At 63.0% G+C, this 22,611-nt stretch carries 17 protein-coding genes and 1 other RNA gene; 13 read left to right on the top strand and 5 right to left on the bottom strand.

Going from position 1 to position 22,611, the window contains the following annotated elements:
- The first annotated feature begins 1 nt into the window (after window position 1).
- From ACXAF3_RS09330 to ACXAF3_RS09375, 10 genes are all read left to right on the top strand, one after another.
- Window positions 2–3,139: an efflux RND transporter permease subunit gene (locus ACXAF3_RS09330; RefSeq protein WP_475112024.1), complete on the top strand. Its 3,138-nt coding sequence runs from the start codon at window positions 2–4 to the stop codon at window positions 3,137–3,139.
- A 145-nt stretch (window positions 3,140–3,284) separates the two neighbouring features.
- Window positions 3,285–4,019 (top strand): 16S rRNA (uracil(1498)-N(3))-methyltransferase, encoded by a 735-nt coding sequence (locus tag ACXAF3_RS09335; protein WP_475112025.1) that lies wholly within the window; start codon window positions 3,285–3,287, stop codon window positions 4,017–4,019.
- A 51-nt stretch (window positions 4,020–4,070) separates the two neighbouring features.
- The gene (locus ACXAF3_RS09340) at window positions 4,071–4,436 is read left to right on the top strand and encodes a hypothetical protein (protein ID WP_475112026.1); all 366 of its coding nucleotides are present in this window, start codon (window positions 4,071–4,073) and stop codon (window positions 4,434–4,436) included.
- A 13-nt stretch (window positions 4,437–4,449) separates the two neighbouring features.
- The gene (locus tag ACXAF3_RS09345; RefSeq protein WP_475112027.1) at window positions 4,450–5,097 is read left to right on the top strand and encodes an HAD family hydrolase; all 648 of its coding nucleotides are present in this window, start codon (window positions 4,450–4,452) and stop codon (window positions 5,095–5,097) included.
- Window positions 5,098–5,169: 72 nt separating this feature from the next.
- Window positions 5,170–5,751 (top strand): OmpA family protein, encoded by a 582-nt coding sequence (locus ACXAF3_RS09350; RefSeq protein WP_475112028.1) that lies wholly within the window; start codon window positions 5,170–5,172, stop codon window positions 5,749–5,751.
- Between the two features lie 60 nt (window positions 5,752–5,811).
- Window positions 5,812–5,889: non-coding RNA, sX9 sRNA (locus ACXAF3_RS09355), on the top strand.
- Between the two features lie 118 nt (window positions 5,890–6,007).
- A complete protein-coding gene (locus ACXAF3_RS09360) occupies window positions 6,008–6,550 on the top strand; it encodes a YciI family protein (RefSeq protein ID WP_475112029.1) in 543 nt (180 codons plus the stop codon).
- Between the two features lie 10 nt (window positions 6,551–6,560).
- Complete coding sequence (locus ACXAF3_RS09365; protein WP_475112030.1) at window positions 6,561–6,974, top strand: YybH family protein; 414 nt, start codon at window positions 6,561–6,563, stop codon at window positions 6,972–6,974.
- A 30-nt stretch (window positions 6,975–7,004) separates the two neighbouring features.
- Entirely contained in the window at window positions 7,005–7,415 is a 411-nt protein-coding gene (locus ACXAF3_RS09370) for a VOC family protein (protein WP_475112031.1), read from the top strand.
- A gap of 156 nt (window positions 7,416–7,571) precedes the next feature.
- On the top strand, window positions 7,572–8,816 hold the full coding sequence (locus tag ACXAF3_RS09375; protein ID WP_475112032.1) for an RNA polymerase sigma factor: 1,245 nt from the start codon (window positions 7,572–7,574) through the stop codon (window positions 8,814–8,816).
- A 47-nt stretch (window positions 8,817–8,863) separates the two neighbouring features.
- On the opposite strand, the gene ACXAF3_RS09380 is transcribed toward ACXAF3_RS09375, so the two are convergent.
- The gene (locus ACXAF3_RS09380) at window positions 8,864–10,873 is read right to left on the bottom strand and encodes an OPT family oligopeptide transporter (RefSeq protein ID WP_475112033.1); all 2,010 of its coding nucleotides are present in this window, start codon (window positions 10,871–10,873) and stop codon (window positions 8,864–8,866) included.
- Between the two features lie 526 nt (window positions 10,874–11,399).
- Between ACXAF3_RS09380 and ACXAF3_RS09385 the strand changes: the two genes are divergently transcribed.
- A complete protein-coding gene (locus tag ACXAF3_RS09385; protein ID WP_475112034.1) occupies window positions 11,400–14,330 on the top strand; it encodes a TonB-dependent receptor plug domain-containing protein in 2,931 nt (976 codons plus the stop codon).
- 51 nt (window positions 14,331–14,381) lie between these two features.
- Here the strand turns inward: ACXAF3_RS09385 and metF are convergent, their stop codons facing one another.
- The 4 genes from metF to ACXAF3_RS09405 form a co-directional block, all read right to left on the bottom strand.
- Window positions 14,382–15,227 carry a methylenetetrahydrofolate reductase [NAD(P)H] gene (gene metF, locus ACXAF3_RS09390; protein WP_475112035.1) on the bottom strand — a complete coding sequence of 282 codons (846 nt, stop codon included), beginning with the start codon at window positions 15,225–15,227 and terminating at the stop codon, window positions 14,382–14,384.
- Window positions 15,228–15,305: 78 nt separating this feature from the next.
- Window positions 15,306–16,691 (bottom strand): adenosylhomocysteinase, encoded by a 1,386-nt coding sequence (gene ahcY, locus ACXAF3_RS09395; RefSeq protein ID WP_475112036.1) that lies wholly within the window; start codon window positions 16,689–16,691, stop codon window positions 15,306–15,308.
- A 133-nt stretch (window positions 16,692–16,824) separates the two neighbouring features.
- The gene (gene metK / locus ACXAF3_RS09400) at window positions 16,825–18,045 is read right to left on the bottom strand and encodes a methionine adenosyltransferase (RefSeq protein WP_475112037.1); all 1,221 of its coding nucleotides are present in this window, start codon (window positions 18,043–18,045) and stop codon (window positions 16,825–16,827) included.
- 95 nt (window positions 18,046–18,140) lie between these two features.
- On the bottom strand, window positions 18,141–19,106 hold the full coding sequence (locus tag ACXAF3_RS09405; RefSeq protein WP_475112038.1) for a metalloregulator ArsR/SmtB family transcription factor: 966 nt from the start codon (window positions 19,104–19,106) through the stop codon (window positions 18,141–18,143).
- Between the two features lie 270 nt (window positions 19,107–19,376).
- Here ACXAF3_RS09405 and tkt point away from each other — a divergent pair, with 270 nt between their 5' ends.
- Window positions 19,377–21,380 (top strand): transketolase, encoded by a 2,004-nt coding sequence (gene tkt, locus ACXAF3_RS09410; protein ID WP_475112039.1) that lies wholly within the window; start codon window positions 19,377–19,379, stop codon window positions 21,378–21,380.
- A 97-nt stretch (window positions 21,381–21,477) separates the two neighbouring features.
- Window positions 21,478–22,503 (top strand): type I glyceraldehyde-3-phosphate dehydrogenase, encoded by a 1,026-nt coding sequence (gene gap, locus ACXAF3_RS09415; RefSeq protein ID WP_475112040.1) that lies wholly within the window; start codon window positions 21,478–21,480, stop codon window positions 22,501–22,503.
- Window positions 22,504–22,611: the final 108 nt, after the last annotated feature.

A 22,611-nucleotide genomic window follows, 5' to 3' on the forward strand; every position in this document is an offset into this window, starting at 1 on the left:
TATGCAGGGCATCATTTCCTGGTTCGTACGCAACAGCAAGGCCGCCAACCTGCTGATGGTCATGATCATCATCGGCGGGCTGTTTGGCATTTTCCAGATCGGCCGCGAGGTCTTCCCGGCCATCAACCCGGGCATAGTGCGCGTCGATATCAGCTACCCGGGTGCGGGCCCGGCGGAAGTGGAGCAGCAGGTCACCCTGCGGGTGGAGCAGGCCATCTCCGACGTCAAGGGCATCAAGGAGGTGACCTCCTTCTCCCGACGCAGCCACAGCACCGTGCGGGTGGAGGCGGTGGACGGCTACGATGAGCTGCGCCTGCTGAACGATATCAAGGTGCAGGTGGACTCCATCAACACCTTTCCGGCGGATATCGAGCGCCCGGTGGTGTCGCTGGAGGAGTGGTCCACCCAGATCATGCATATCGCCATCGGCGGCCCGGTGTCCCCGCGTCAGCTGAAGGACACGGCGCTGGATCTGCGCGACAAGCTGCTGCTGCTCCCCGGCGTGCGCCAGGTGGAGGTGTGGGGTGACCGCGCCGACGAGGTCTCCATCGAAGTCTCGGAACTGGACCTGCGCCGCTACAACCTGAGTTTCGACGATGTCGCCAATGCGGTGCGCCGCTCATCCCTGGACCTGCCCGCGGGCATGGTGCGCTCCGACCGCGGCGACATCCAGGTGCAGACCCGCGGCCAGGCCTACACCGCCGACGACTTCGCGCGCATTCCGCTGGTGAGCCGCGCCGACGGTACCCAGCTGCTGCTCGGCGACGTGGCCGAGATCGAGGACGGCTTCGAGGAGGAGGGCTCGGTAATCCGCTTCAACGGCAATCCGGCCATGAACCTGCGCGTGCTGCAGGGCGAGCCGCTGGACGTGGTGGCCACCGCCGACGCGATCAAGGAATTTATGGCCGAGGCCCGCGAGCAGCTGCCGCCGGGCATGGAGTTCGATATCTGGTTCGATTTCTCCAAGGCCTACGAGGGGCGCATGAACCTGCTGGCCGGCAACGCCCTCGGCGGCCTGGTGCTGGTGTTCGTGCTGCTGATGCTGTTCCTGCGCCCGGCGCTGGCGGTCTGGGTGACCGTGGGCATCGCCACTGCCTTTATGGGCGCCCTGTGGCTGCTGCCGGTGACCGGCGTGACTCTGAACATGCTGTCGCTGTTCGCCTTCCTGTTGATCCTGGGGATCGTCGTCGACGATGCGATCATCGTCGGCGAGGCGGTGCACGCGGCCCACGACCGCGGCGTGACGGGCCTGGCCGCGGCGGAGGAGGGCGTGAAGCAGGTTTCCTCACCGGTACTCTTCGCCGTGGTTTCCACCATGGTGTTCTTTATCCCGATGCTGTTCCTGCCGGGCGTCACCGCGCAGATGATGCTGTCCCTGCCGGTGGTGGTGCTGTTGGCGCTGTCCTTCTCGCTGATCGAATCGCTGCTGATTCTGCCGGCACACCTGGTGACCCTGAAGCCGGAAAAGAAGGCCACGTCCGGCCTGGGGGTGAAGCTGCAGACGCTGCGCGGCAAGTTTGCCGGCGCCATGAAGATGGCGGGCGACAAATACTATATGCCGCTGTTGGAGAAATCCCTCGGCAACAGCCGCGCGACGGTGATGATCTTTCTGATGTCGCTGCTGCTTTCCTTCGCGGTATTCAAAGGCGGTTATATCGGCTCCTCTTTCTCGCCCAAGGTACCCTCCGATCTGCTGGAGCTGAATACCGTCATGGCGCCGGGCGAATCCTTCGAGGAGGCCAAGCGGGTCATGGAGCAGTTCGAGCGCGCCGGTAAAAAACTCGCGGAAGACGAGGAGATGCTGGCGCTGAACAACGGCGAGCCCTTCGTGAAGAACACCATGGTGTTCCTGTGGCGCGGCAATATCTATGTGCTGCTGCAGTTGACCGACGGCGAGTTGCGCGATGTTACCTCCGAACAGCTGGCGTTGCGCTGGCGTGAATATATTGGCGAACTGCCCGCCAGTGTCGAGGAGATGAACATCTCCGCCACTATTGGCGAGGACAGCGCCGGCATGTCCCTGAACCTGAGCACCGCCTCCGGCGATATGGACGAGCTGCGCGCCGCCGCCGACGCGGTGAAGGCGGCGCTGGACAACTACGCCGGTGTCTACGATGTGCGTGACAACCTGACCAGTGCGCGCAAGGATATCGAAATCCAGCTGAAGCCCCATGCCACCAATCTGGGAATCACCCTGGCGGATGTGGCCAAGCAGGTGCGCCAGGGTTTCTACGGTGAAGAGGTGCAGCGTATTCCCCGCGGGCGCGAGGATGTGCGCGTGATGGTGCGCTACCCCGAGGAGGAGCGCGCCAGCGAGGAGCAGATGGACCGCATCCGCATCCGTACCAGCCAGGGCGAGATTCCATTCAGCGCCGTGGCGGATGCCGTCTATGTGCCCGGCTACACCACCATCCGCCGCACCGACCGCGAACGCACAGTGCAGATCACCGCCGAGCTGACCCCGGGCTCGGTCAATGCGCATGAAATCCTCAAGCAGCTGCGCGACGAGCAGGTGCCCGAGTGGGAGAAGCGCTTCCCCGGGTTCTCCCTGAAGACCGCCGGTGAAATGCAGGAAGAGGAGGAATTCAACGGTGCCATCGTCGCCTTCTTCGTGTTGTCGCTGTTTACCATCTATGCGCTGTTGGCGATCGCCTTCCGCTCCTACTCGCAGCCGCTGCTGATCCTGACCGCGGTGCCCTTCGGCTTCTTCGGTGCCATTGTCGGCCACCTGCTGATGGGCTACGACATCAGCATCATGTCCATGCTCGGCTTCCTGGCCGCGGCCGGTGTGGTGGTAAACGACAACCTGGTGCTGATGGACCGCATCAATCAGCTGCGCGCCCAGGGTATGGCCATTATGGACGCGGTGATACAGGCGGGCAGAGACCGTTTCCGCCCGATCATCCTCACCTCCATCACCACCTTTATCGGCCTGGTGCCGATTATGTTCGAGCGCTCTATCCAGGCCCAGTTCCTGATCCCGATGGTGATCAGCCTTGCCTTCGGTGTGCTCTTCGCCACCGCGGTGACGCTGATTCTGGTGCCGAACCTGTACAAGGTGATCGAAGTGCTGCGCCAGAAGGTGGGCGGCCGCAAGGGCGGCGAGGCGGAAATACTGGTCTCCCTGGAAAAGGCCTGACGCCTCTTGTTGCCCTCTCCCGCTTGCGGGAGAGGGCCCGGTAGGAAGCTGCGCGTTGCGCAGCGGTGCGCAAAATGCCTAAACTAATGCAATGCCGACTCAACGTCGGCTTTTTTGTATCCAGCTTTATAGGATTGTCCCGTCCATGCGCATCCCGCGTATCTACTCTCCCGAACCACTGGCCGGCCGCGATGAAATAGAACTGGACGAGGCCGCCTCCCGCCACCTGGTCAAGGTGCTGCGCCTCACGCCCGGCCGCCCGCTGGTGCTCTTCGACGGCAGCGGCGGCGAATACGCCGCAGAACTGATCGAGGCGGGGAAAAGGGCGCGGGTGCATCTGGGGGCTTTCGCTGCGGAAAACCGCCAGTCGCCGCTGGCACTGACCCTCGCGATCGGCATTTCCCGCGGCGACCGCTTCGACTGGGTGATTCAGAAGGCCACCGAACTGGGTGTGACGGATATTCAGCCGCTGTTTACAGAGCGCTGCGAAGTGAAACTCACAGGCCCGCGGCTGCAGAAAAAACTCGGCCACTGGCGCCAGATAGCCGCCAGCGCCTGTGAGCAGTGCCAGCGCAACCTGCTGCCGGCTATTGCCGAACCGCTAAAGCTGGCTCAGTATCTGGAGCGGGCGGAGAGCGAATTGAAACTGGTGCTGCACCACCGCACCGAGTCGGATCTGCGCCAGCTTGAGAGGACGCGCGGTGTACCCCGCTCGGCGCTGTTGCTGGTCGGGCCCGAGGGCGGCCTGTCCGAGGCGGAAATAGACGCGGCGATGGCGCGGGAATTTGTGCCCCTGCGCCTGGGCCCGCGGGTGCTGCGCACCGAGACGGCACCGGTGGCCGCGCTGTCGCTACTGCAGTTCCAGTGGGGTGACCTGTAGCGGCCTTGGCAAATGTCCGCCCCAACACTAAACCACTTCAGGGAGAACGAAATGGTCAAACTGATACTCTGGCTGCTGGGTCTGGCGATTATCGCCCTGTCCGTCGCCATCATCGTGCAACCGCAGCTGGCGCGCTCCATCAGCGAGCGCCTGAACGAAACCGGCTACGCGGTTTCCGCCTGGGCGCGTATCGCGATCGGTCTGATACTGCTGCTGATCGCCGACACCCGCGCGTGGAATATCCTCTTCAACGCCCTCGGGGTACTGCTGGTGCTGGCCGGCGCCTATATGCTGCATATCGGCTTCGAGCGCAGCAAGGCGCTGGCTCTGAGAATCGCCCAGGGCAACGAGAATTTCCTGCGTTTCAGCGGCGCCGTCGGCGTGCTGCTCGGGCTGTTGCTTATATCCGCGAGTTGAGAAGAATCGCGCCATGCATGCTACTGAATTGGTGATTTTCGACTGCGACGGCGTGCTGGTGGACAGCGAGAGTATCGTCTGCCGTATCCTCGCCGAGGAGATGGGCAAGCTCGGCATGGAAACCAGCGCCGAGGAGCTCGACGAGCAGTTCAGCGGCCGCCCGGCGAAGGACTGCATCCTGGAAATCGAGACCCGCTACGGCGGCCCCTTGCCGGAGCACTATTTCCACAACACCGAGCGACGCATCCGCGAGGCCTTCCACAGCGAACTGCAACCGGTGGCCGGCATCGGCGATCTGCTCGACCACCTGCTGCAGATCAACCTGCGAAGCTGCGTCGCCTCGTCCGGCTCCCACGAGAAGATGCAGCTGACCCTGAACAAGACCGGGCTCTACGAGTATTTCGACGGGCGCATCTTCAGCGCCGACGATGTGCCGCGCGGCAAGCCCCACCCGGATCTGTTCCTGCACGCGGCGCAGACCATGGGGGTGGCGCCGCAGCGCTGCCTGGTGGTGGAGGACTCCATCGCCGGCGTGCGGGCCGCGGTCAGCGCCGGCATGCCGGTGGTCGGCTACAGCAGGCACCCGGTGCGCAAGCCACAGCTGGAAAGCGCCGGTGCGCGCGTGGTCGGCGATCTGATGGCGGTGCTGGACTTCCTGTAGTTTCCGTTCCCGTGGGAATGGGCGCCGGCGACACTAGAATTCTGCCGACGCCAGCCACCCGGAAGTACCGCCATGCGCAGCCCCCGCTGCTGTTATTCTCCGTCTCTGGCGGCCCTGCTGCTGGGCGCCGCCCTGGCCCTGGCCGGCTGTTACGATCCGCACAAGAAATACACGCTGGACCCGCTCAGCGAAGTGAAAGACAGCGAAGGCGAGCAGGCCGCGCGCGCGGCCGCGCCCTTTGCCGACGAGCTGGTGCGCTATCTGCGCGGCGCGCCGCGGGAGGGGGGCGGCGAGTTCGTGCTGCAACTGGAGTTCGAGCCCGGCGGCTTTGCGCCGCGCATGGATACCATCGGCGACCTGGAGGCGCTGCTGGTGATCATGCGGGATTTCCCCGAGCTGCAGATCGCGATCGAAGGGCATACCGACAACGAGGGTGACCCGGAGAAGAATCTGAAACTATCCCGGTGGCGCGCCGACTGGGTGCGCAGTTTCCTGCTCGAGCGCGGTATCGCCGGGGACAGGGTGCAGGCGGAAGGGTATGGCGACAGCGATCCCATCGCCGACAACGGCACCCCCGCGGGGCAGCAGAAGAACCGCCGCCTGGTGGTCCGCGTCCTGAACTTCGAAGGCCAGCCCGCCGCCACATCGCCTTAGAAGCTGTTTCATAGCTACTACGCGGGCGCCTGGCGGCGTCCGGCGGTGCTCGGCATCCTCATGTACTACTTGTACACTGCGGTGCCTCCGCTCCGGCGGCCACCACCAGTCACCCGCTCGCTGCGTTATGAAACAGCTTCTCGTGTTCACGAACCCGGCCGCTCTCCCGCCGGAGTAAAAAAACTTTCCCGACCCTGTCGAAATCCGCAGACCGGCCTCGACTAACCGGTATACGAACTGCCGCTGCGAGGTCCCGGTGAAATACCTGTGCCTGATCTACCCGCAGCCCCCCACTGGTCGGAGGGTGCCGCCTGTCGAGGCGGTGCTGATCGAGGCGCGGGACCTGAATATGGCCATTGGTCGCGCGGCGGCTTTGTTGCAGCATCATTTTGTCGTGATTCGGCGCCTATCGCCGGCCCGCGCCGGAAACGCCGTCATAAAAAGGGAGATCAATATGAAATATCTGTGTCTTGTGTACAGCGAGGAGGACAAGCTGCATTCGCTGCCGGACAGTCCGGAAGACAGCGAGTGCCAGGCCTACGCCGAGTCGGTCGCATCCAGCGGGCGCATGGTCGCGGCGGAAGCGCTGGAGCCGGTCAGCAGTGCCACCACGGTGCGTATGCGCGGCGGCAGGGTGACGATTACCGACGGACCCTTTGCCGAAACCAAGGAGCAGCTGGCGGGTTTCTATCTGCTGGACGCGCAGAACCTGGACGAAGCGCTGGAGATAGCGGCCGGTATTCCCGCCGCCCGCGTCGGCAGCGTGGAAGTGCGCCCGGTGCGCGATCTGCAGGGGTAGGGGGAACACAATGCTGTCAGCCGAGAGCGAAACGGACGCGCAACAGCAGATTCGGGCATTGCTGGCGCAGTGGGCGGATGCGGTGCGCCACAACGACAAGGCATCCATCTGGCGCAACCACGACCCGTCGGCCCGCATCTTCGACGCACTGCCGCCGTTCCAGTACGCGGACCTGCAGGCCTACAGGGACAACTGGGACAGCTGGCAGCCGCCGTTTGCAGAACCGCCGCTGTTTGAATTTCCCGACCTGAAAATCCACGCCGGCGAGCGGGTGGCCTTCGCACACGGCGTGCTGCACTGCCGGGGCCGCCTGAAAGACGGACGCGAGCTGGACGACCGGGTGCGGGCGACCTTCGGCCTGGTGCGCCGCGACGGCCGCTGGCTTATCAACCATCAACACATTTCCCTGCCGCTGCCGCGGTAAAAATGCCAACAGCAACCAGTGAGATACACCATGCATTTTTCCCCCTATCTGAACTTTAGCGGCAACTGCAAAGAGGCCTTTGAATTTTACGCGCGGGTGTTGGGCGGCGAGATAATCGCGCTGAACACCTTCGCCGAGGCGCCCCCGGAGGCGGACATGCCGCCGGAGGTGGGCGATCAGGTGATGCACGCGCAACTGAAAGTCGGCGAGCAGATTTTTATGGCCTCCGATGCGCCGAAGAGCTTTAAGCAGGCACAGGGCTTCCATATCGCGATCGGCGTCGACACTCCGGCGGAGGCGGAGCGCATCTACGAGGCGCTGTCCGAGGGTGGCGAGATTGCCATGCCACTGGCGGAGACCTTCTGGGCACAGAGATTCGCGATGTTTACCGATCGCTTCGGCACGCCCTGGATGGTCAACTGCGACAAGCCGCAGCCGTAACTCGCAATAAACTTCAGTCCGTTGGCGAAATTTTTTCGATCTGTGGAGGCGGTGACGCCCCGCAGATTTTTTTTTTGCGCGCGGACTCTGTTCTCCGCCGGCGTCCGGTGATTGAATAACCGCTTCGACAATTCAGTGATTTGAGGCGGAATACCGATGTCATCCCAGTCCGGCCAGGTGCGGCAAAAACTGGAGGCGATCTACGCTGCGGAATCGCGCCGCGTGCTGGCTACACTGATCCGCCTGCTGGGGGATTTCGAACTGGCCGAGGAGGCACTGCACGAGGCCTTCGCCGCGGCGCTGAAACAGTGGCCGGAGGAGGGCATCCCGGACAACCCGCGCGCCTGGCTGGTTTCCGCCGGCCGCTTCAAGGCCATAGACCGGCTGCGCCGCCAGGCCCGCCAGGACCCGCTCACCGAGGATATGGCGCAACAGCTGGAATCCGCCAGCGGCGATCCCGCCGATTGGGCCGAGGACCGGGTCGGGGACGATCACTTGCGCCTGATCTTCACCTGCTGTCACCCGGCCCTGGCAATGGACGCGCGCGTGGCGCTCACGCTGCGCGAAGTCTGCGGTCTCACCACCGAGGAAATCGCCAGCGCCTTCCTCAGCGCCCCCGCCACCGTCGCCCAGCGCATAGTGCGGGCCAAGAACAAGATCCGCAGCGCCGGCATTCCCTACCGGGTGCCCGGGCGACGCGATCTGCCGGAGCGGCTCGACGGCGTGCTGCGGGTCATCTACCTGGTGTTCAACGAGGGCTATTCCGCCTCTTCCGGCGAGGCGCTCACCCGCGAGAGCCTCAGCGGCGAGGCCATTCGCCTCGGCCGCCTGCTGTGTGACCTGCTCCCCGATGCGGAAGTGCAGGGCCTGCTGGCGCTGATGCTGCTGAACGAGTCCCGCCGCGACGCGCGCACCGACGCCGCCGGCGAACTGGTGCTGCTGGAGGAGCAGGAGCGCAAACTGTGGGACAGGGCGCTGATTGCCGAAGGCGTGCAACTGGTCGAGGGCGCACTGCGCTCGCGGCGCTTCGGCCCCTACGCCCTGCAGGCGGCGATCGCGGCCGTGCACGCCGAGGCCCCCAGCGCTGCCGAAACCGACTGGCGGGAGATCGTCGGCCTCTACGATGTGCTGCAGCGGCTCGCCCCGGGCCCGGTGGTGGCCCTGAACCGCGCCGTAGCCGTCGCGATGCGCGATGGCCCCGAGGCCGGTCTGCGGCTGGTGGAGGATATTCTCGCCGGCGGCGAACTCGACGACTACCACCTGGCCCACGCCGCGCGCGCCGACCTGTGCCGGCGCCTGGGCAATTTTGACGGTGCCAGGGCGTCCTATACACAGGCACTGGCCCTGGCGCGCCAGGAACCCGAAATCAGATTTCTACAGCGCCGCTTGGCCGAACTGTAGCGGCGACCACGTGTTCGCCCGCCGCAATCGCAGCGGCGCGAACCGCCCTAGGCGTTGGGCCTGGCGCCCCTGGCCAGATACCAGAAACACAGTAACAGCCCCGCCAGTCCCAGCCAGGGCGCCAGCGCAAAATCCCTGATAAAAGGCACCTGCCCCGGCAGGCTCACCGCCAGTATCGCGACTATGACCCCCATCAGCGCCTCGCCGGTGATCAGTCCGGAAGCCAGCAGCAGGCCGCGGCCGTCGTGCTCCGCTGACCGGCGCCGCTTGCGCTGCCAGTGCGCCAGAAGGCCGCCGAAGAAAATCGGCACCGACAGACCCAGCGGCAGATAGACCCCCACCGCCACCGCGAGCACCGGAAAGCGGAAGCTGGAACCGCGCTTCTTCTGCACCTCATCCAGCGCGATCAGCAGTGCCGCCAGCCCGAAACCGATAAAGATATAGGTCCACTCGATACCGGCGCCGAAGATGCCGGTGGACAGGTCGCGCATCAGGCTCGCCTGGGGCGCGGACAGCGGCGTCGCCTCCGGGTTGACCGGGCTCACCCGCCCTATGCCGTAGCCCCGGTCCAACACATCCAGCACCAGCGGTATCGTGCCGGCGGCGGCGACCACACCGACGATCTGGAACAGCTGCTGGCGCCAGGGCGTCGCGCCGACGATATGGCCGCACTTCAGATCCTGCATATTGTCGCCGGCGATGGCCGCCGCGGAGCAGATCATGCCCGCCAGGTACATCACCGCGATGGGCCCCAGCTTGCCGGCCACCCCCTGGTTGCCCATCAGCTGCAGCAGGATCAGCGCCGATACGATGACCGTGGCGATGGTGACGCCGCTGATCGGGTTGTTGCTGGAGCCCACAAGGCCCGCCATATAGCCGGCCACCGAGGCGAAAACGAAACCCAATACCAGCATCAGCGCGGACATGACCGCCGCTATCCAGGCGCCGCCCGGAAATCCGTCCAGCGCGTGCAAAAAAATAAAATACAGCGGTATCGCCGACAGCAGCACCAGCAGGCTCACGTAGGGAATCGGCATATCGTGCTCGGTGCGCAGTGCAGCGCCACCGGGTGTCTTGGAGATGCGGTGCGCGTGAATCGAGGCCCTGACCCCGTCCATCAGCGGCCGCGCGAGAATAAACAGCGACCAGACGCCGCCCACCATCATCGCGCCGACGCCGATGCGCCGGCACTGCTGCCAGGAGGCGCCGGCGAGGCTCTGCCAGTCCCCGGCGCTCCAGTCCGCCATACTGCCGCTGACGCCGGTCTGGGCTATCAGTTCGTCGCCGTTCAACAGCCAGTTCAGCGGCACGCCGATCAGGGTGCCGATAACGCCGCCGAGAAAAACCAGGCAGGCCACATTCAGGCCGACGATATAGCCCACACCCAGCAGTGCCGGGCTCAGGGTGATATCGCCGGTGAACAGCCACTTGCCGGAGAGAAGGCTCTTGGTCGTGGCGACACCGCCGGCGAGCAGGCCGATGCCGGACTCCAGCAGTTTGACGGCGCCCCCCAGGCTCGCCGCCGCCAGCAGCGTCTTGAAACCGCGCCTGGCCTCGGCGCTGGGCTTGTACTCAGGGTGATCCTTGTCCGTCTCTATACCGCCGGTCTTCAGCACCTGCGCCGTGGCCTGGCCCTCGGGAAAGGCGAGCTCGGCCTCCACGATCAGCGCGCGGCGCAGCGGTATCGTAAAGGCGACGCCGAGAATCCCGCCGAGCAGCCCGATCATCGCCATGGTGCTCCAGTGATAGCCGCTCCAGGCGTGCATCATCACCAGCGCCGGCAGCGTAAAGATAATCCCCGCCGCCAGCGACTCCCCCGCCGACGCGGCGGTCTGCACCATATTGTTCTCCAGGATCGTCGAGCGGCGGAACAGCCGCAGAATGCCCATGGAAGCGGCCGCGGCGGGAATGGAGGCGGAAACCGTCAGGCCGACCAGCAGGCCGATATAGGCATTGGCGGCGGCGAGCACCGCGGACAACAGCGCGCCGAGAATCAGCGCCTTGACGGTCAGCTCGCGGATTGAGCGCTCGGCGGGTACTAGGGGGTGGTCGGCCATACGTGGCTTCCTGTCGTTATTGGATCTTTTATATAGCAGATCGAATTTTGGCCATTGTGGCGAACGCCGGAAACAGGGTGTGAAGGACCCCGGGGGCGTTTGAGGTCTGCAGTGGCTTCTTAATATGGTTCGCTGGCGCCGTATCGGCGAAAGGTGGCGTACGTATCTCCGGCTTGGATGGACTTGCTTGGAGAGGGGAGTAGTTTGGTCGAATATTTTCGAATTGCGTGGTCCTTTACACCATGAAACTCCGAGAAAGTGCAGGCTGGCAGCATTTTAAATTGTGTCTTCGCGCGAAATCGAGGATGAATAATGCGAGATTCCGTAACATTTGTAATCAATTTGGCGCGGTATTCATCGGCAAAAAGATAGACTTTTCATTTTTTGTGATTTGTCCGTAAACGCTCGAGAGGCAACCTGGTTCCCGTTATTATCGGAATGTTTTGCAGGAATGCGGGTGGTATGGAGACAGGCCTGTAAGGCGTAATTAAGAATTAGGTAAAAATAATAATCCTTGGAGGGTTATATGGAGCTTAAGTTCAAAAGGAACTTCCTGAGCGCGGCTATTATCTTTGCGACCGCGGGCGCTTCGGTTACTTTTGCGCAGGGAGGCCCCGAAAGTGCGGGGCCGACAGCTAATGACAACCAGTCGCTGGAAGAGGTTGTCGTTACCGGTTCACGCATCAAGCGGGCAAACCTGGAAACTGCCAGTCCGATCACTTCGGTGAGTGCCGAAGATATAGAGTTGAGCGGTAATATTAGCCTTGGCGATTATCTGAACGAGCTGCCGGCGCTGCGCTCTACTTATTCCAATAACAACTCCGGCCGATTTATCGGTACCGTGGGTTTGAACTTGCTGGACCTGCGTGGCATGGGCACGGCTCGAACTCTGGTGCTGCAGGACGGTCGCCGTCACATAGGCTCCTCCGTCGGTACATCTGCCGTGGATGTAAATACCATCCCCGAAGATCTGCTGCTGCGTGTGGATACGGTGACTGGCGGCCAATCTGCCATCTATGGGGCCGACGCGGTCACCGGCGTGGTCAATTTTATTACCCGCGACGACTTCGAGGGCCTTAAGGTCAACTTGCACCATATGCAGCCGGAACTGAGTGGCGGCGAAGCCAGCGAGTTCAGCGTGACCTGGGGCAGCAACTTTGCCGACGGACGCGGTAACATCGCGATGAGTGTCCAGCACTCCCAGACTGCAGAGGTGTTCGGTAAGGACAGGCCGTGGATTGCCGCCCGCCCCGGCTATCAGATCAACCCGGAGGATACCGGCGATGACGGCATCCCCGACGAGATTCTTGTATTCAATACCACCAATAACCTGTTGAGCGAAAATGGTGTTATCTGGGGGGCTCATCCCATTTCTACTGTCTTTGGTTATCCAGATAGTTGGATTGCTCCGGTGTTTGCTAGCCTTCCCAGTGGCCCCTATACCTTCACCAACGACGGCGAGTTCGTCCCCTTTAACCCGGGCGAGCACCCTGCCGGCGAAACAACCTCTATTGGCGGTGATGGCCTGAACTTTATTCGCTCCACGCAGCTGTATCCGGAGCTGGAATCCCAGAACTATTTCGCCAAGGCCCATTACGACTTGAATGACGGTACCCGCCTGTTTGCCGAGGCCAAGTACAGCGTCAACAATGCCGAGAGTTTTAGCCAGCCTTCCTTTGACTACAATGGCCGCCTGGCTATTTCTGCCGACAATGCCTTCGTACCCGAGGAGCTGAAACAGCAGCTGGATGCTGCCGGCCTGGACAGCTTCTGGTATCACCGTTTCCACTCGGATCTTGGGCTGCGTGGGAATGACGCCGAACGCGAGGTACAGCGCTATGTGCTGGGTGTGGAGGGCGATCTTACCGGTAGCTGGAGCTATGAGGTGTCCGCGATTTACGGCCAGTACGATGCCGAAGTGGACTACAAGAACAACCGCCACAACGCACGCTTTTTCGAGGCCGTAGATGCAGTCGTGGATCCAGCTACTGGTGAAATCGTCTGTCGCAGTGAAAGCGCCCGTGCCAATGGCTGTCAGCCGATCAATCTTTTCGGTTTCGGTCTCAACAGCCAGGAAGCCATCGATTACTTTATGTTGCAGGATACCGGCTCCACGGAAAAGATGACCCAGACCGTCTTCTCTGCGAGTGTTACCGGTGAGCTTTTCGAACTGCCCGCAGGCGCACTGGCCACCGCTTTCGGTATCGAATACCGGGAGGAGACGTCCGAGGTCGATTACGACCAGGTCATTAAGGATGGCGAAACCTTTATGAACGCTCTGGCCCCAACTTCGGGTGACTACGACGTGAGCGAGGCTTTCTTCGAGTTTTCCGCGCCTCTGGTCGAGGGCTTGCCGGCGGTAGAGAACCTTACCCTGGGCGCTTCTGCGCGCTTCTCTGACTACAGCACCATCGGCGCGACATCCACCTGGGGGGCCTCCATCGATTGGGCCGTAATCGAGGATGTGCGCATCCGTGCCACCAGTTCCGAGGCGGTGCGCGCGCCTAATGTCGATGAGCTGTTCGCCCCGCTAGGTGAAAACTTCTTTACTTGGACCGACCCCTGTAGCTTTGACAAGATCGACGATGCGCCCGATCCCGCCCAGAGGGCAGCGCGCTGTGCGGAACTGGGTGTGCCTGTGGACTTCAACTCGGTGAAGGATTCCTCCCGTATCAGCGGACTCAGCGGCGGGAATCCAGAATTGAGGGAGGAGACTGCCGAGACCATCACTTATGGTCTGGCGATTACACCGCGTTTTGCGCCGGGTCTTGCGATATCTATTGATTACTGGGACATGGAGATTACTGACGCGATTTCCGGTATCCCCGCTCAGGAGATTCTGGAGCGCTGCGTCGACAGCGCCAGTATCAATAATATCTATTGCCCACTGGTGCCGCGGGACTCCACAGGTGAGGTGATATCACTGACTTCACCGTTGCTCAATATTGCGAGTCTCACGGCACGCGGTATCGACTACCAGTTGGATTACAGCTTTGATTTGGCCGATATCGTTTCCACTGAATCGGATTGGGGATCGCTGAAGTTCAGCCTGCTCGGTACTGAGTTGTTGGAGCGCAACGATTATCCGTTCCAGGACAACCCGAATGACCCTGACGAGGAGCGCGGCGAGCTGGGCGATCCGATTCGCAGCTATACCACTAACGTCACCTACTACCGAGGCGATCTGCAGATCAATTGGCGCAGTCGTTATATCGACGATATGCTGTTGATTGAAACAGACGAGCGTAAGGACCTGCAGGACCCCTACAAGACGCCCAGCATTCGCTACCACGATCTGCAGGGGCGCTATAAATTCGAGGAGTTCGAGATCTATGGCGGCGTCAACAACATCGATGACGTAGAGCCACCCGTGGGGCTCTCCGGTACCGGTGGCGATTCCGGCATCTACAATACCTTGGGTCGCAACTTCTACCTGGGAGTCAACTATACGCTGTAAATTCAACTTCCATGAGTAGAAAAAGAAGCCCGGCACTGCCGGGCTTCTTTGCTATTGGGCCTGTTGATCGAGACCGAGATTCTTGAGAATCGTCGTATTGGGCTCCACCTGATTCATCGTATAGAAATGCAACCCCGGCGCCCCCCCTTCCAACAGCGTCTCACAGAGATCCGTAACCACTTCCAGTCCCAGCTTGCGGATATCCTCCGGATCGCTGTAGCTCTCCATACGGTGTCGCAGCCAGCGCGGAATCTCGGCGCCGCAGTTGCGGGAGAAGCGCGCCAGGTTGGCGTAGTTGGTGATCGGCATTATGCCCGGGTAGATGGGGGCGTCTATGCCGGCCTTTTCGCACTGGTCGATAAAGTAGAAATAGGCATCCGGATTGTAGAAGTACTGGGTCAGCGCGCTGTTGGCGCCGGCCTCGAACTTGCCCTTGAGGTAGCGGATATCGTCGTCGTAGCTCTCCGCCTCCGGGTGGATTTCCGGGTAGGCGGCCACTTCCAGGTGGAAGTGATCGCCGGTGTGGCGGCGGATAAAGGCGACCAGTTCGTTCGCATACACCAGCTGTGCCACCGCGCCCATACCGGACGGCATATCGCCGCGCAGCGCGACGATGCGGTCGACGCCCGCATCCCTGTACTGGTTCAGCAGGCCGAGGATCGTCTCCTCGTTGTCGCCGCCGAAGGACAGGTGCGGTGCTATGGAGATACCGTCGCGGCGCAGGCCGGTGACGATATTCGCGGTGGTCTCGCGGGTGGTGCCGCCGGCGCCGTAGGTGACGGAGAAGAACGCCGGATTGAATACCTGCAGTGCCTCGCGGGTCTTGTAGAGCCTTTCCCGGCCCTCGGGGGTCTTGGGCGGGAAGAATTCGAAGCTGATGCGAATCGGGTTGGTCATAGTGCTTGCTTCCAGTCCCCGGTTTTCCGGATTCCGGCACCGGAGCGAGTCCGGCAGCGGAATCCAGGGCGGGGCAGATTAATACTTGTAACTTTCCGGCTTGTAGGGGCCGTCTACGGATACGCCGATATACCTGGCCTGTTCCTCGGTCATGCGCGTGATCACGCCGCCGAAGCCCTCGACCATATAGCGCGCCACTTCCTCGTCCAGCTGTTTCGGCAGCACTTTTACATAGAGCGCGGAAGTCTTCTGATCCGCCGGCAGGTCGGCGAACTTTTCCTTGAACAGGTGGATCTGCGCCAGCACCTGGTTGGCGAAGGAACCGTCCATAATGCGGCTCGGGTGGCCGGTGGCGTTGCCCAGGTTCACCAGGCGGCCCTCGGACAACAGCAGCAGGTGATCGTTGGTCTCGGCATTGCGCACAATCTTGTGCACCTGCGGCTTCACTTCCTGCCACTGCCAGTGCTTGCGCATATAGGCGGTGTCTATCTCGTTATCGAAGTGGCCGATATTACACACCACGGCGCCGCTCTTCAGCGCGCTCAGCATATGCGCGTCGCAGACATTGGTGTTGCCGGTGGTGGTGACGATCAGGTCGGTGTTGGCCAGCAGCTCCCTGTTGATGCAGGAGGCTTCGCCGGTGTTGATGCCGTCTTTATACGGGGACACCAGCTCGAAGCCGTCCATGCACGCCTGCATCGCGCAGATGGGATCCACTTCGGATACCCGGACGATCATGCCCTCCTGGCGCAGCGAGGCGGCGGAGCCCTTGCCCACGTCGCCGTAGCCGATCACCAGCGCCTTCTTGCCGGCCAGCAGGTGGTCGGTGGCGCGCTTGATGGCGTCGTTGAGGCTGTGGCGGCAGCCGTATTTGTTGTCGTTCTTGCTCTTGGTGACTGAATCGTTGACGTTGATCGCCGGCACTTTCAGGGTGCCGCGCAGCAGCATTTCCTGCAGGCGGTGCACGCCGGTGGTGGTCTCCTCGCTGATACCGTGGCACTGGTCGAGGATCTCCGGGTATTTGCGGTGCAGCAGTTCGGTCAGGTCGCCGCCGTCGTCGAGAATCATGTTCGGCTGCCAGCCGGCCACGTCGGCACCCACGGTGCGCTCCAGACACCACTCGTACTCCTCTTCGGTTTCGCCCTTCCAGGCGAATACCGGGATGCCGCTGGCGGCGATGGCCGCGGCGGCGTGGTCCTGGGTGGAGAAGATGTTACAGGAGGACCAGCGCACCTGGGCGCCGAGTGCGACCAGAGTTTCGATCAGCACCGCAGTCTGAATGGTCATGTGGATACAGCCCATAATGCGCGCGCCGGCCAGCGGCTGTTCGGCCCGATATTTTTCCCGCAGGGCCATCAGCGCCGGCATTTCGCCCTCGGCGATTTCTATCTCGCGGCGGCCCCAGTCGGCCAGGTTGATGTCGGCTACTTTGAAGTCTTTGAATTCGGTGCTCATCTGGTTCATTGTTCAACCTAAATTAATTCGTTTCTTTTCCTGTAGGAGCCTGCCCTGCAGGCGAAGGGAGCGGAGCTCCGTGGCCATTCGCCTGCGGGGCAGGCTCCTACAGCACAATCGTGTGGGTCCCGAGTTCCGGAATTTACAGGCCCGCCTGCTGGCGCAGCGCCTCGGCCTTGTCGGTCTTCTCCCAGGGGAAGGCGGTGAAGGTCTCGCTGCGCGCCTCGCCGTTGCTGTCAACCCACTCGTAGGTGTGCTGGAAGGGCTCGCGGCCGAAGTGGCCGTAGGCGGCGGTCAGCTGGTACATCGGGTGCAGCAGGTCCAGCGCTTTGGAGATGGCGTAGGGGCGCAGGTCGAAGTTCTCGCGCACCAGCTCGATCAGCTTGTCCTCACTCACGGCGCCGGTGCCGAAGGTGTTGATGGACACAGACGTGGGCTCTGCCACGCCGATGGCATAGGAAACCTGTATCTCGCAGCGCTTGGCGAGGCCGGCGGCGACGATATTCTTGGCCACATAGCGGCCGGCGTAGGCCGCGGATCTGTCCACCTTGGACGGGTCCTTGCCGGAGAAGGCGCCGCCGCCGTGGCGGGCGGAGCCGCCGTAGGTGTCGACGATGATCTTGCGCCCGGTCAGGCCGCAGTCGCCGACCGGGCCGCCGATCACGAATTTGCCGGTGGGGTTGATATGGTATTTGGTGTCCGCGTGCAGCCACTCGGCCGGCAGCACATGGTGCACGATCAGCTCCAGCACCGCCTCGCGCAGGTCCTCCTGGCTGACGTCCGGGTTGTGCTGGGTGGACAGCACCACCGCGTCTATCGCGCAGGGCTTTCCGTGTTCGTCGTAGCGGAAGGTGACCTGGCTCTTGGCGTCCGGGCGCAGCCACGGCAGCAGGCCGGACTTGCGCACTTCCGCCTGGCGCTCCACCAGGCGGTGGGCGTAATAGATGGGGGCGGGCATAAAGGTCGGCGTCTCGTCGGTGGCGTAGCCGAACATCAGGCCCTGGTCGCCGGCGCCCTGGTCTTCCGGTTTGGCGCGGTCGACGCCCTGGGCGATATCCACAGACTGCTTGCCGATCACGTTGATCACGCCGCAGGTCTCGCCGTCGTAACCGACATCGGAAGACGTGTAGCCGATATCGGTGATCACCTTGCGCACCAGCTCCTCCAGGTCCACCCAGGCGGTGGTGGAGATCTCGCCGGCAATCACGGCGATACCGGTCTTCACCAGGGTTTCGCAGGCCACGCGCGCCTGCTTGTCGCGCGCCAGTAGCGCATCCAGCACCGCGTCGGAAATCTGGTCGGCGATCTTGTCCGGGTGTCCTTCGGAAACGGACTCCGAGGTAAACAGTCTGTATTCACTCATGTGAATGTCTCCTTGTTTTTGCCTGCGGCAAAAATAAAAAAATCTCGTTCGAAGTTGTCTGTAGAAGCCTGCAAGCAGGCTTCTACAGCGTTCGATCAGGGTTTGATGAACTCCCTGATCTGAATCTGGAATCCGTTGCGCAGCGCGCTGTAGACGCTGCGCCCATTCTGCAGGCCGGCATCCCCGGCCCAGTCGCTCAGCTGTTCCGGCGCAAAGCCGAGCCACAGGTCGCCGCAGGCCTCGCGGGCCCAGTCCTGGCGGTGCTGCTGCAGCTCCGCCACCAGCAGCTGGCCGCCGGGTTTCAGCGCCGCCTGCAGATCCTCGAAGATCTGTGCCGGCTCCGGGGTGTGGTGCAGCACCATATTCACCACGATGCTGTCGGCGCTCTCGGGCCGCTGCCGCGCCTCGCGGGTGTCGCCGCAGATAAACTCGATATTTTCCAGCCGCCGCGCGCGGGCAAACTGCTGCGCGCGCTCGAGCATGGTGCGAGACAGGTCCAGGGCCGTGACCCGCTCGAAGCGGCTCGCCAGCTCCGCCAGAAACTCCCCCTCTCCGGGGCCGACCTCCAGCGCCGCGGCGCCGGGCTTCAGCAGCTGCGCCACCTGGGGGCCGTAGACCTCGTAGCCGGCGATCAGCTCCTGCTGCTCGCGGAAGCGGTTGCCGTAATCGGCGAAGAAGCGCCGCGACGCCTCGGCGCGCTCGCGCGCCACCTGTTCCACGGCCTCCGCCAACTGCGGGCGCAGCGGCAGCCGGTCCAGGCCGGCGAACAGCGGCTGCAGGCCGTTGTCGTCACTGCTGCGGCGGTAGAAGAGGTTATTGCCCTCGCGCCGCTTGCTGACCAGGCCCGCCTGCGCCAGCACCTTCAGGTGGTGGGAGAGCGCCGGCTGGCGCAGCTCGAAGATACGGCACAGCTCCAGCACGCTGTAGGAGTCCTGGCTCAGCAGGCGCAATATCTCCAGGCGCAGCGGATCGCCGGCGGCCTTCAGGCGCGCGGCCAGCAGCGCTATATCGTCGCCGTGGCTGTCGGCGGCGGTCTGTGGAGATTGCGGCGATTCAAGCATGGGCGGCAGTCTAGCAGTGGATTGCCTCTATATCAAAATTTTTTGATATAGCTGCATAAAAAGATTTTGATGCAGGCGCCGGCGCGGCTGACCGCGGGCGGATGTTGCCTGTCAGTGGCAATGGTCCGTTCTGCCTTTGCGCCCGGCGGCCGATTACGGGAAAATACGCCTCCTTTTTGGTGGCTGCGCCTGTGCGCGCCGCATTTTCGCCGCCGTGGCCTATCTTCAGGAGCAGCCCGGCCCCAAATCGATTTCAGAGAGTTGAGCCCTATGCCTTCCCGCAACCCGTCCCGCACCGAGCTGGCCAACGCCGTTCGCGCCCTGTCCATGGATGCCGTCCAGAAAGCCAACAGCGGCCACCCGGGCGCCCCCATGGGCATGGCGGATATCGCCGAAGTCCTGTGGAACGACTACCTGAAACACAACCCGGCCAACCCCAACTGGGCCGACCGCGACCGCTTCGTGCTGTCCAACGGCCACGGCTCCATGCTGCTCTATTCGCTGCTGCACCTGTCCGGCTACGAACTGCCGATGGACGAGCTGAAGAACTTCCGCCAGCTGCACTCCAAGACCCCGGGGCACCCGGAATACGGCTATGCGCCGGGCGTCGAGACCACCACCGGCCCCCTGGGCCAGGGCATCACCAATGCCGTGGGCATGGCGCTGGCGGAGAAGGTGCTGGCGGCCCAGTTCAACCGCCCCGGCTACGAGCTGATCGACCACCACACCTACGTATTCATGGGTGACGGCTGCTTGATGGAGGGCATCTCCCACGAGGCCTGTTCCCTGGCCGGCACCCTGGGCCTGGGCAAGCTGATCGCCTTCTACGACGACAACGGCATCTCCATCGACGGCGAGGTGCAGGGCTGGTTCACCGACGACACGCCCAAGCGCTTCGAGTCCTACGGCTGGCACGTGATTCCCGGTGTGGACGGCCACGATCCGGCGGCCATCAAGGCGGCCATCGAGGCCGCCCGCGCCGAGACCGACAAGCCCACCATCATCTGCTGCAAGACGGTGATCGGCTTCGGCTCCCCGAACAAGCAGGGCCGCGAGGAGTGCCACGGCGCGCCCCTGGGTGAGGACGAAATCGCTCTGGTGCGCGAGACCATCAACTGGCCCCACGCGCCCTTCGAGATTCCCGAAGCCATCTATGAGGGCTGGAACGCGCGCGCCAAGGGCGAGGCCCAGGAAGAGGAGTGGAAGGATATCTTCGCCGACTACCGCGAGGCGTTCCCGGAGCTGGCGGCGGAATTCGAGCGCCGCATGAACGGCGAGCTGCCGGCGGACTTCCTCGCCAAGGCCGACGAGTACATCCGGGAGTGCCAGCAAAAGGCCGAGAAGATCGCCTCCCGCAAGGCCAGCCAGAATGCGCTCAACGCCTACGGCCCGCTGCTGCCGGAGTTCCTCGGTGGCTCCGCCGACCTGGCCGGCTCCAACCTCACCATCTGGTCCGATTCCAGGGGCGTGACCGCCGATGACGCCTCCGGCAACTACGTCTACTACGGCGTGCGCGAGTTCGGTATGAGCGCGATCATGAACGGCATCGCCCTGCACGGCGGCTTCGTGCCCTACGGTGCGACCTTCCTGATGTTTATGGAATACGCCCGCAACGCCGTGCGCATGGCCGCGTTGATGAAGCAGCGCGTGATCTTCGTCTACACCCACGACTCCATTGGCCTCGGCGAAGACGGCCCCACCCACCAGCCGGTGGAGCAGCTGACCGCGCTGCGCGCCACGCCGAACCTGCACACCTGGCGCCCCTGTGACGCGACCGAGTCTGCGGTCAGCTGGAAGATGGCTGTGGCCCGCACAGACGGCCCCAGCGCGCTGGTGTTCAGCCGCCAGGGCCTGGCACCGCAGCCCCGCGACGACGCGCAACTGAAGGCGATCGAGAAAGGCGGCTATGTGCTGGCCGACTGCGAAGGCACCCCGGAGGCCATCATCATCGCCACCGGCTCGGAAGTGGAGCTGGCGATGGCGGCCAAGGCGCAGCTGGCAGACAGAAAGGTCCGCGTGGTCTCCATGCCCTGCGCCGAGGTCTTTATGGAGCAGGACGAGGCCTACCGCGAGTCGGTGCTGCCGTCGAATGTGCGCACCCGCGTTGCGGTGGAAGCAGGCCACAGGGATTACTGGTACAAGTTCGTCGGCTTCGACGGCGCCATCGTCGGCATGAGCAGCTTCGGCGAATCCGCCCCCGGCGGCGAGCTGATGAAGTACTTTGGCTTTACCGCCGACAATGTGGCCGAGACCGTAAAGGCGCTGCTGAAGTAAGCCCCGATCTTTCCCGTAGGAGCCTGCTTGCAGGCGAACTCGCAGGATGGGCAAAGGGCGCGCAGCGCCCGTGCCCATCATCTTTAGCAGGCATGCAATGACCACTGCCACGCCAACAAGACTCGCCATCAACGGCTACGGCCGCATAGGCCGCTCGGTACTGCGCGCCCTGTACGAATCCGCTGCGCGGGACAAGCTGCAGATAGTCGCGATCAACGAGCTGGCCGACTGCGCCACCATCGCCCACCTGACCAAATACGATTCGGTGCACGGCCGCTTCGCCGGTGAAGTGGCGGTAGAGCGGGACACGCTGATCGTCAACGGCGACCGCATTGCCGTGACCCACCATCAGCGCCTGGAAGACCTGAACTGGTCCAAGGAGAGCGTCGATATAGTACTGGAGTGCACCGGCAGCTTTTCAGAGCGCGAGCGCGCCGAGCTGCACCTGAAGGCCGGCGCAAAGAAAGTGCTCTTCTCCCAGCCGGCAAAAAGCGACGTGGACGCCACCATCGTCTACGGCGTCAACGACCATATCCTCACCGGCGAGGAAAAAATAATTTCCGCCGCCTCCTGCACCACCAACTGCAGCGTGCCGGTGATCGCGGCCCTGGACAGGGCCTTCGGTATCGAGGCCGGCGTGATCACGACGATTCACTCGGCGATGAACGACCAGCCGGTAAACGACGCCTACCACCACACCGACCTGAGAAAAACCCGCTCCGCGGTAACCTCCATCATTCCGGTAGACACCGGCCTCGCGCGCGGCATAGAGCGCATACTGCCCGAGCTCGCCGGCAGGTTCGAAGCCCAGGCCATGCGCGTACCCACGGTCAATGTATCCGCAATCGATCTGTCAGTGCAGCTCAACAAGTCGGTTACCCAGGCCGAAATCAACGCGCTGCTCAAATCCGCCGCCGAAACCGGATTTTCCGGCGTGCTTGGCTACACCGAAGAACCCCTCGCCTCCTGCGACTTCAACCACGACGCCCGCTCCGGCATCGTCGATGCCAGCCAGACCCGCGTGGCCGGCGGCAGGCTGGTGAAAATACTGATCTGGTTTGATAACGAGTGGGGGTTTGCGAATCGGATGTTGGATGTGGCCAGAGCTACAGTGGAGCGATAGACCATATAGTCATTCGTTTCTCTTCCGCAAAGGGCGTGGTTAGACAATGAGTCATACTTAAAAATGCTCCCTTCGTGTCTAATTTCTACTCAGGTTGAGCGAGGCTAT

Source organism: Microbulbifer sp. ABF4_143 (genome assembly GCF_056160225.1).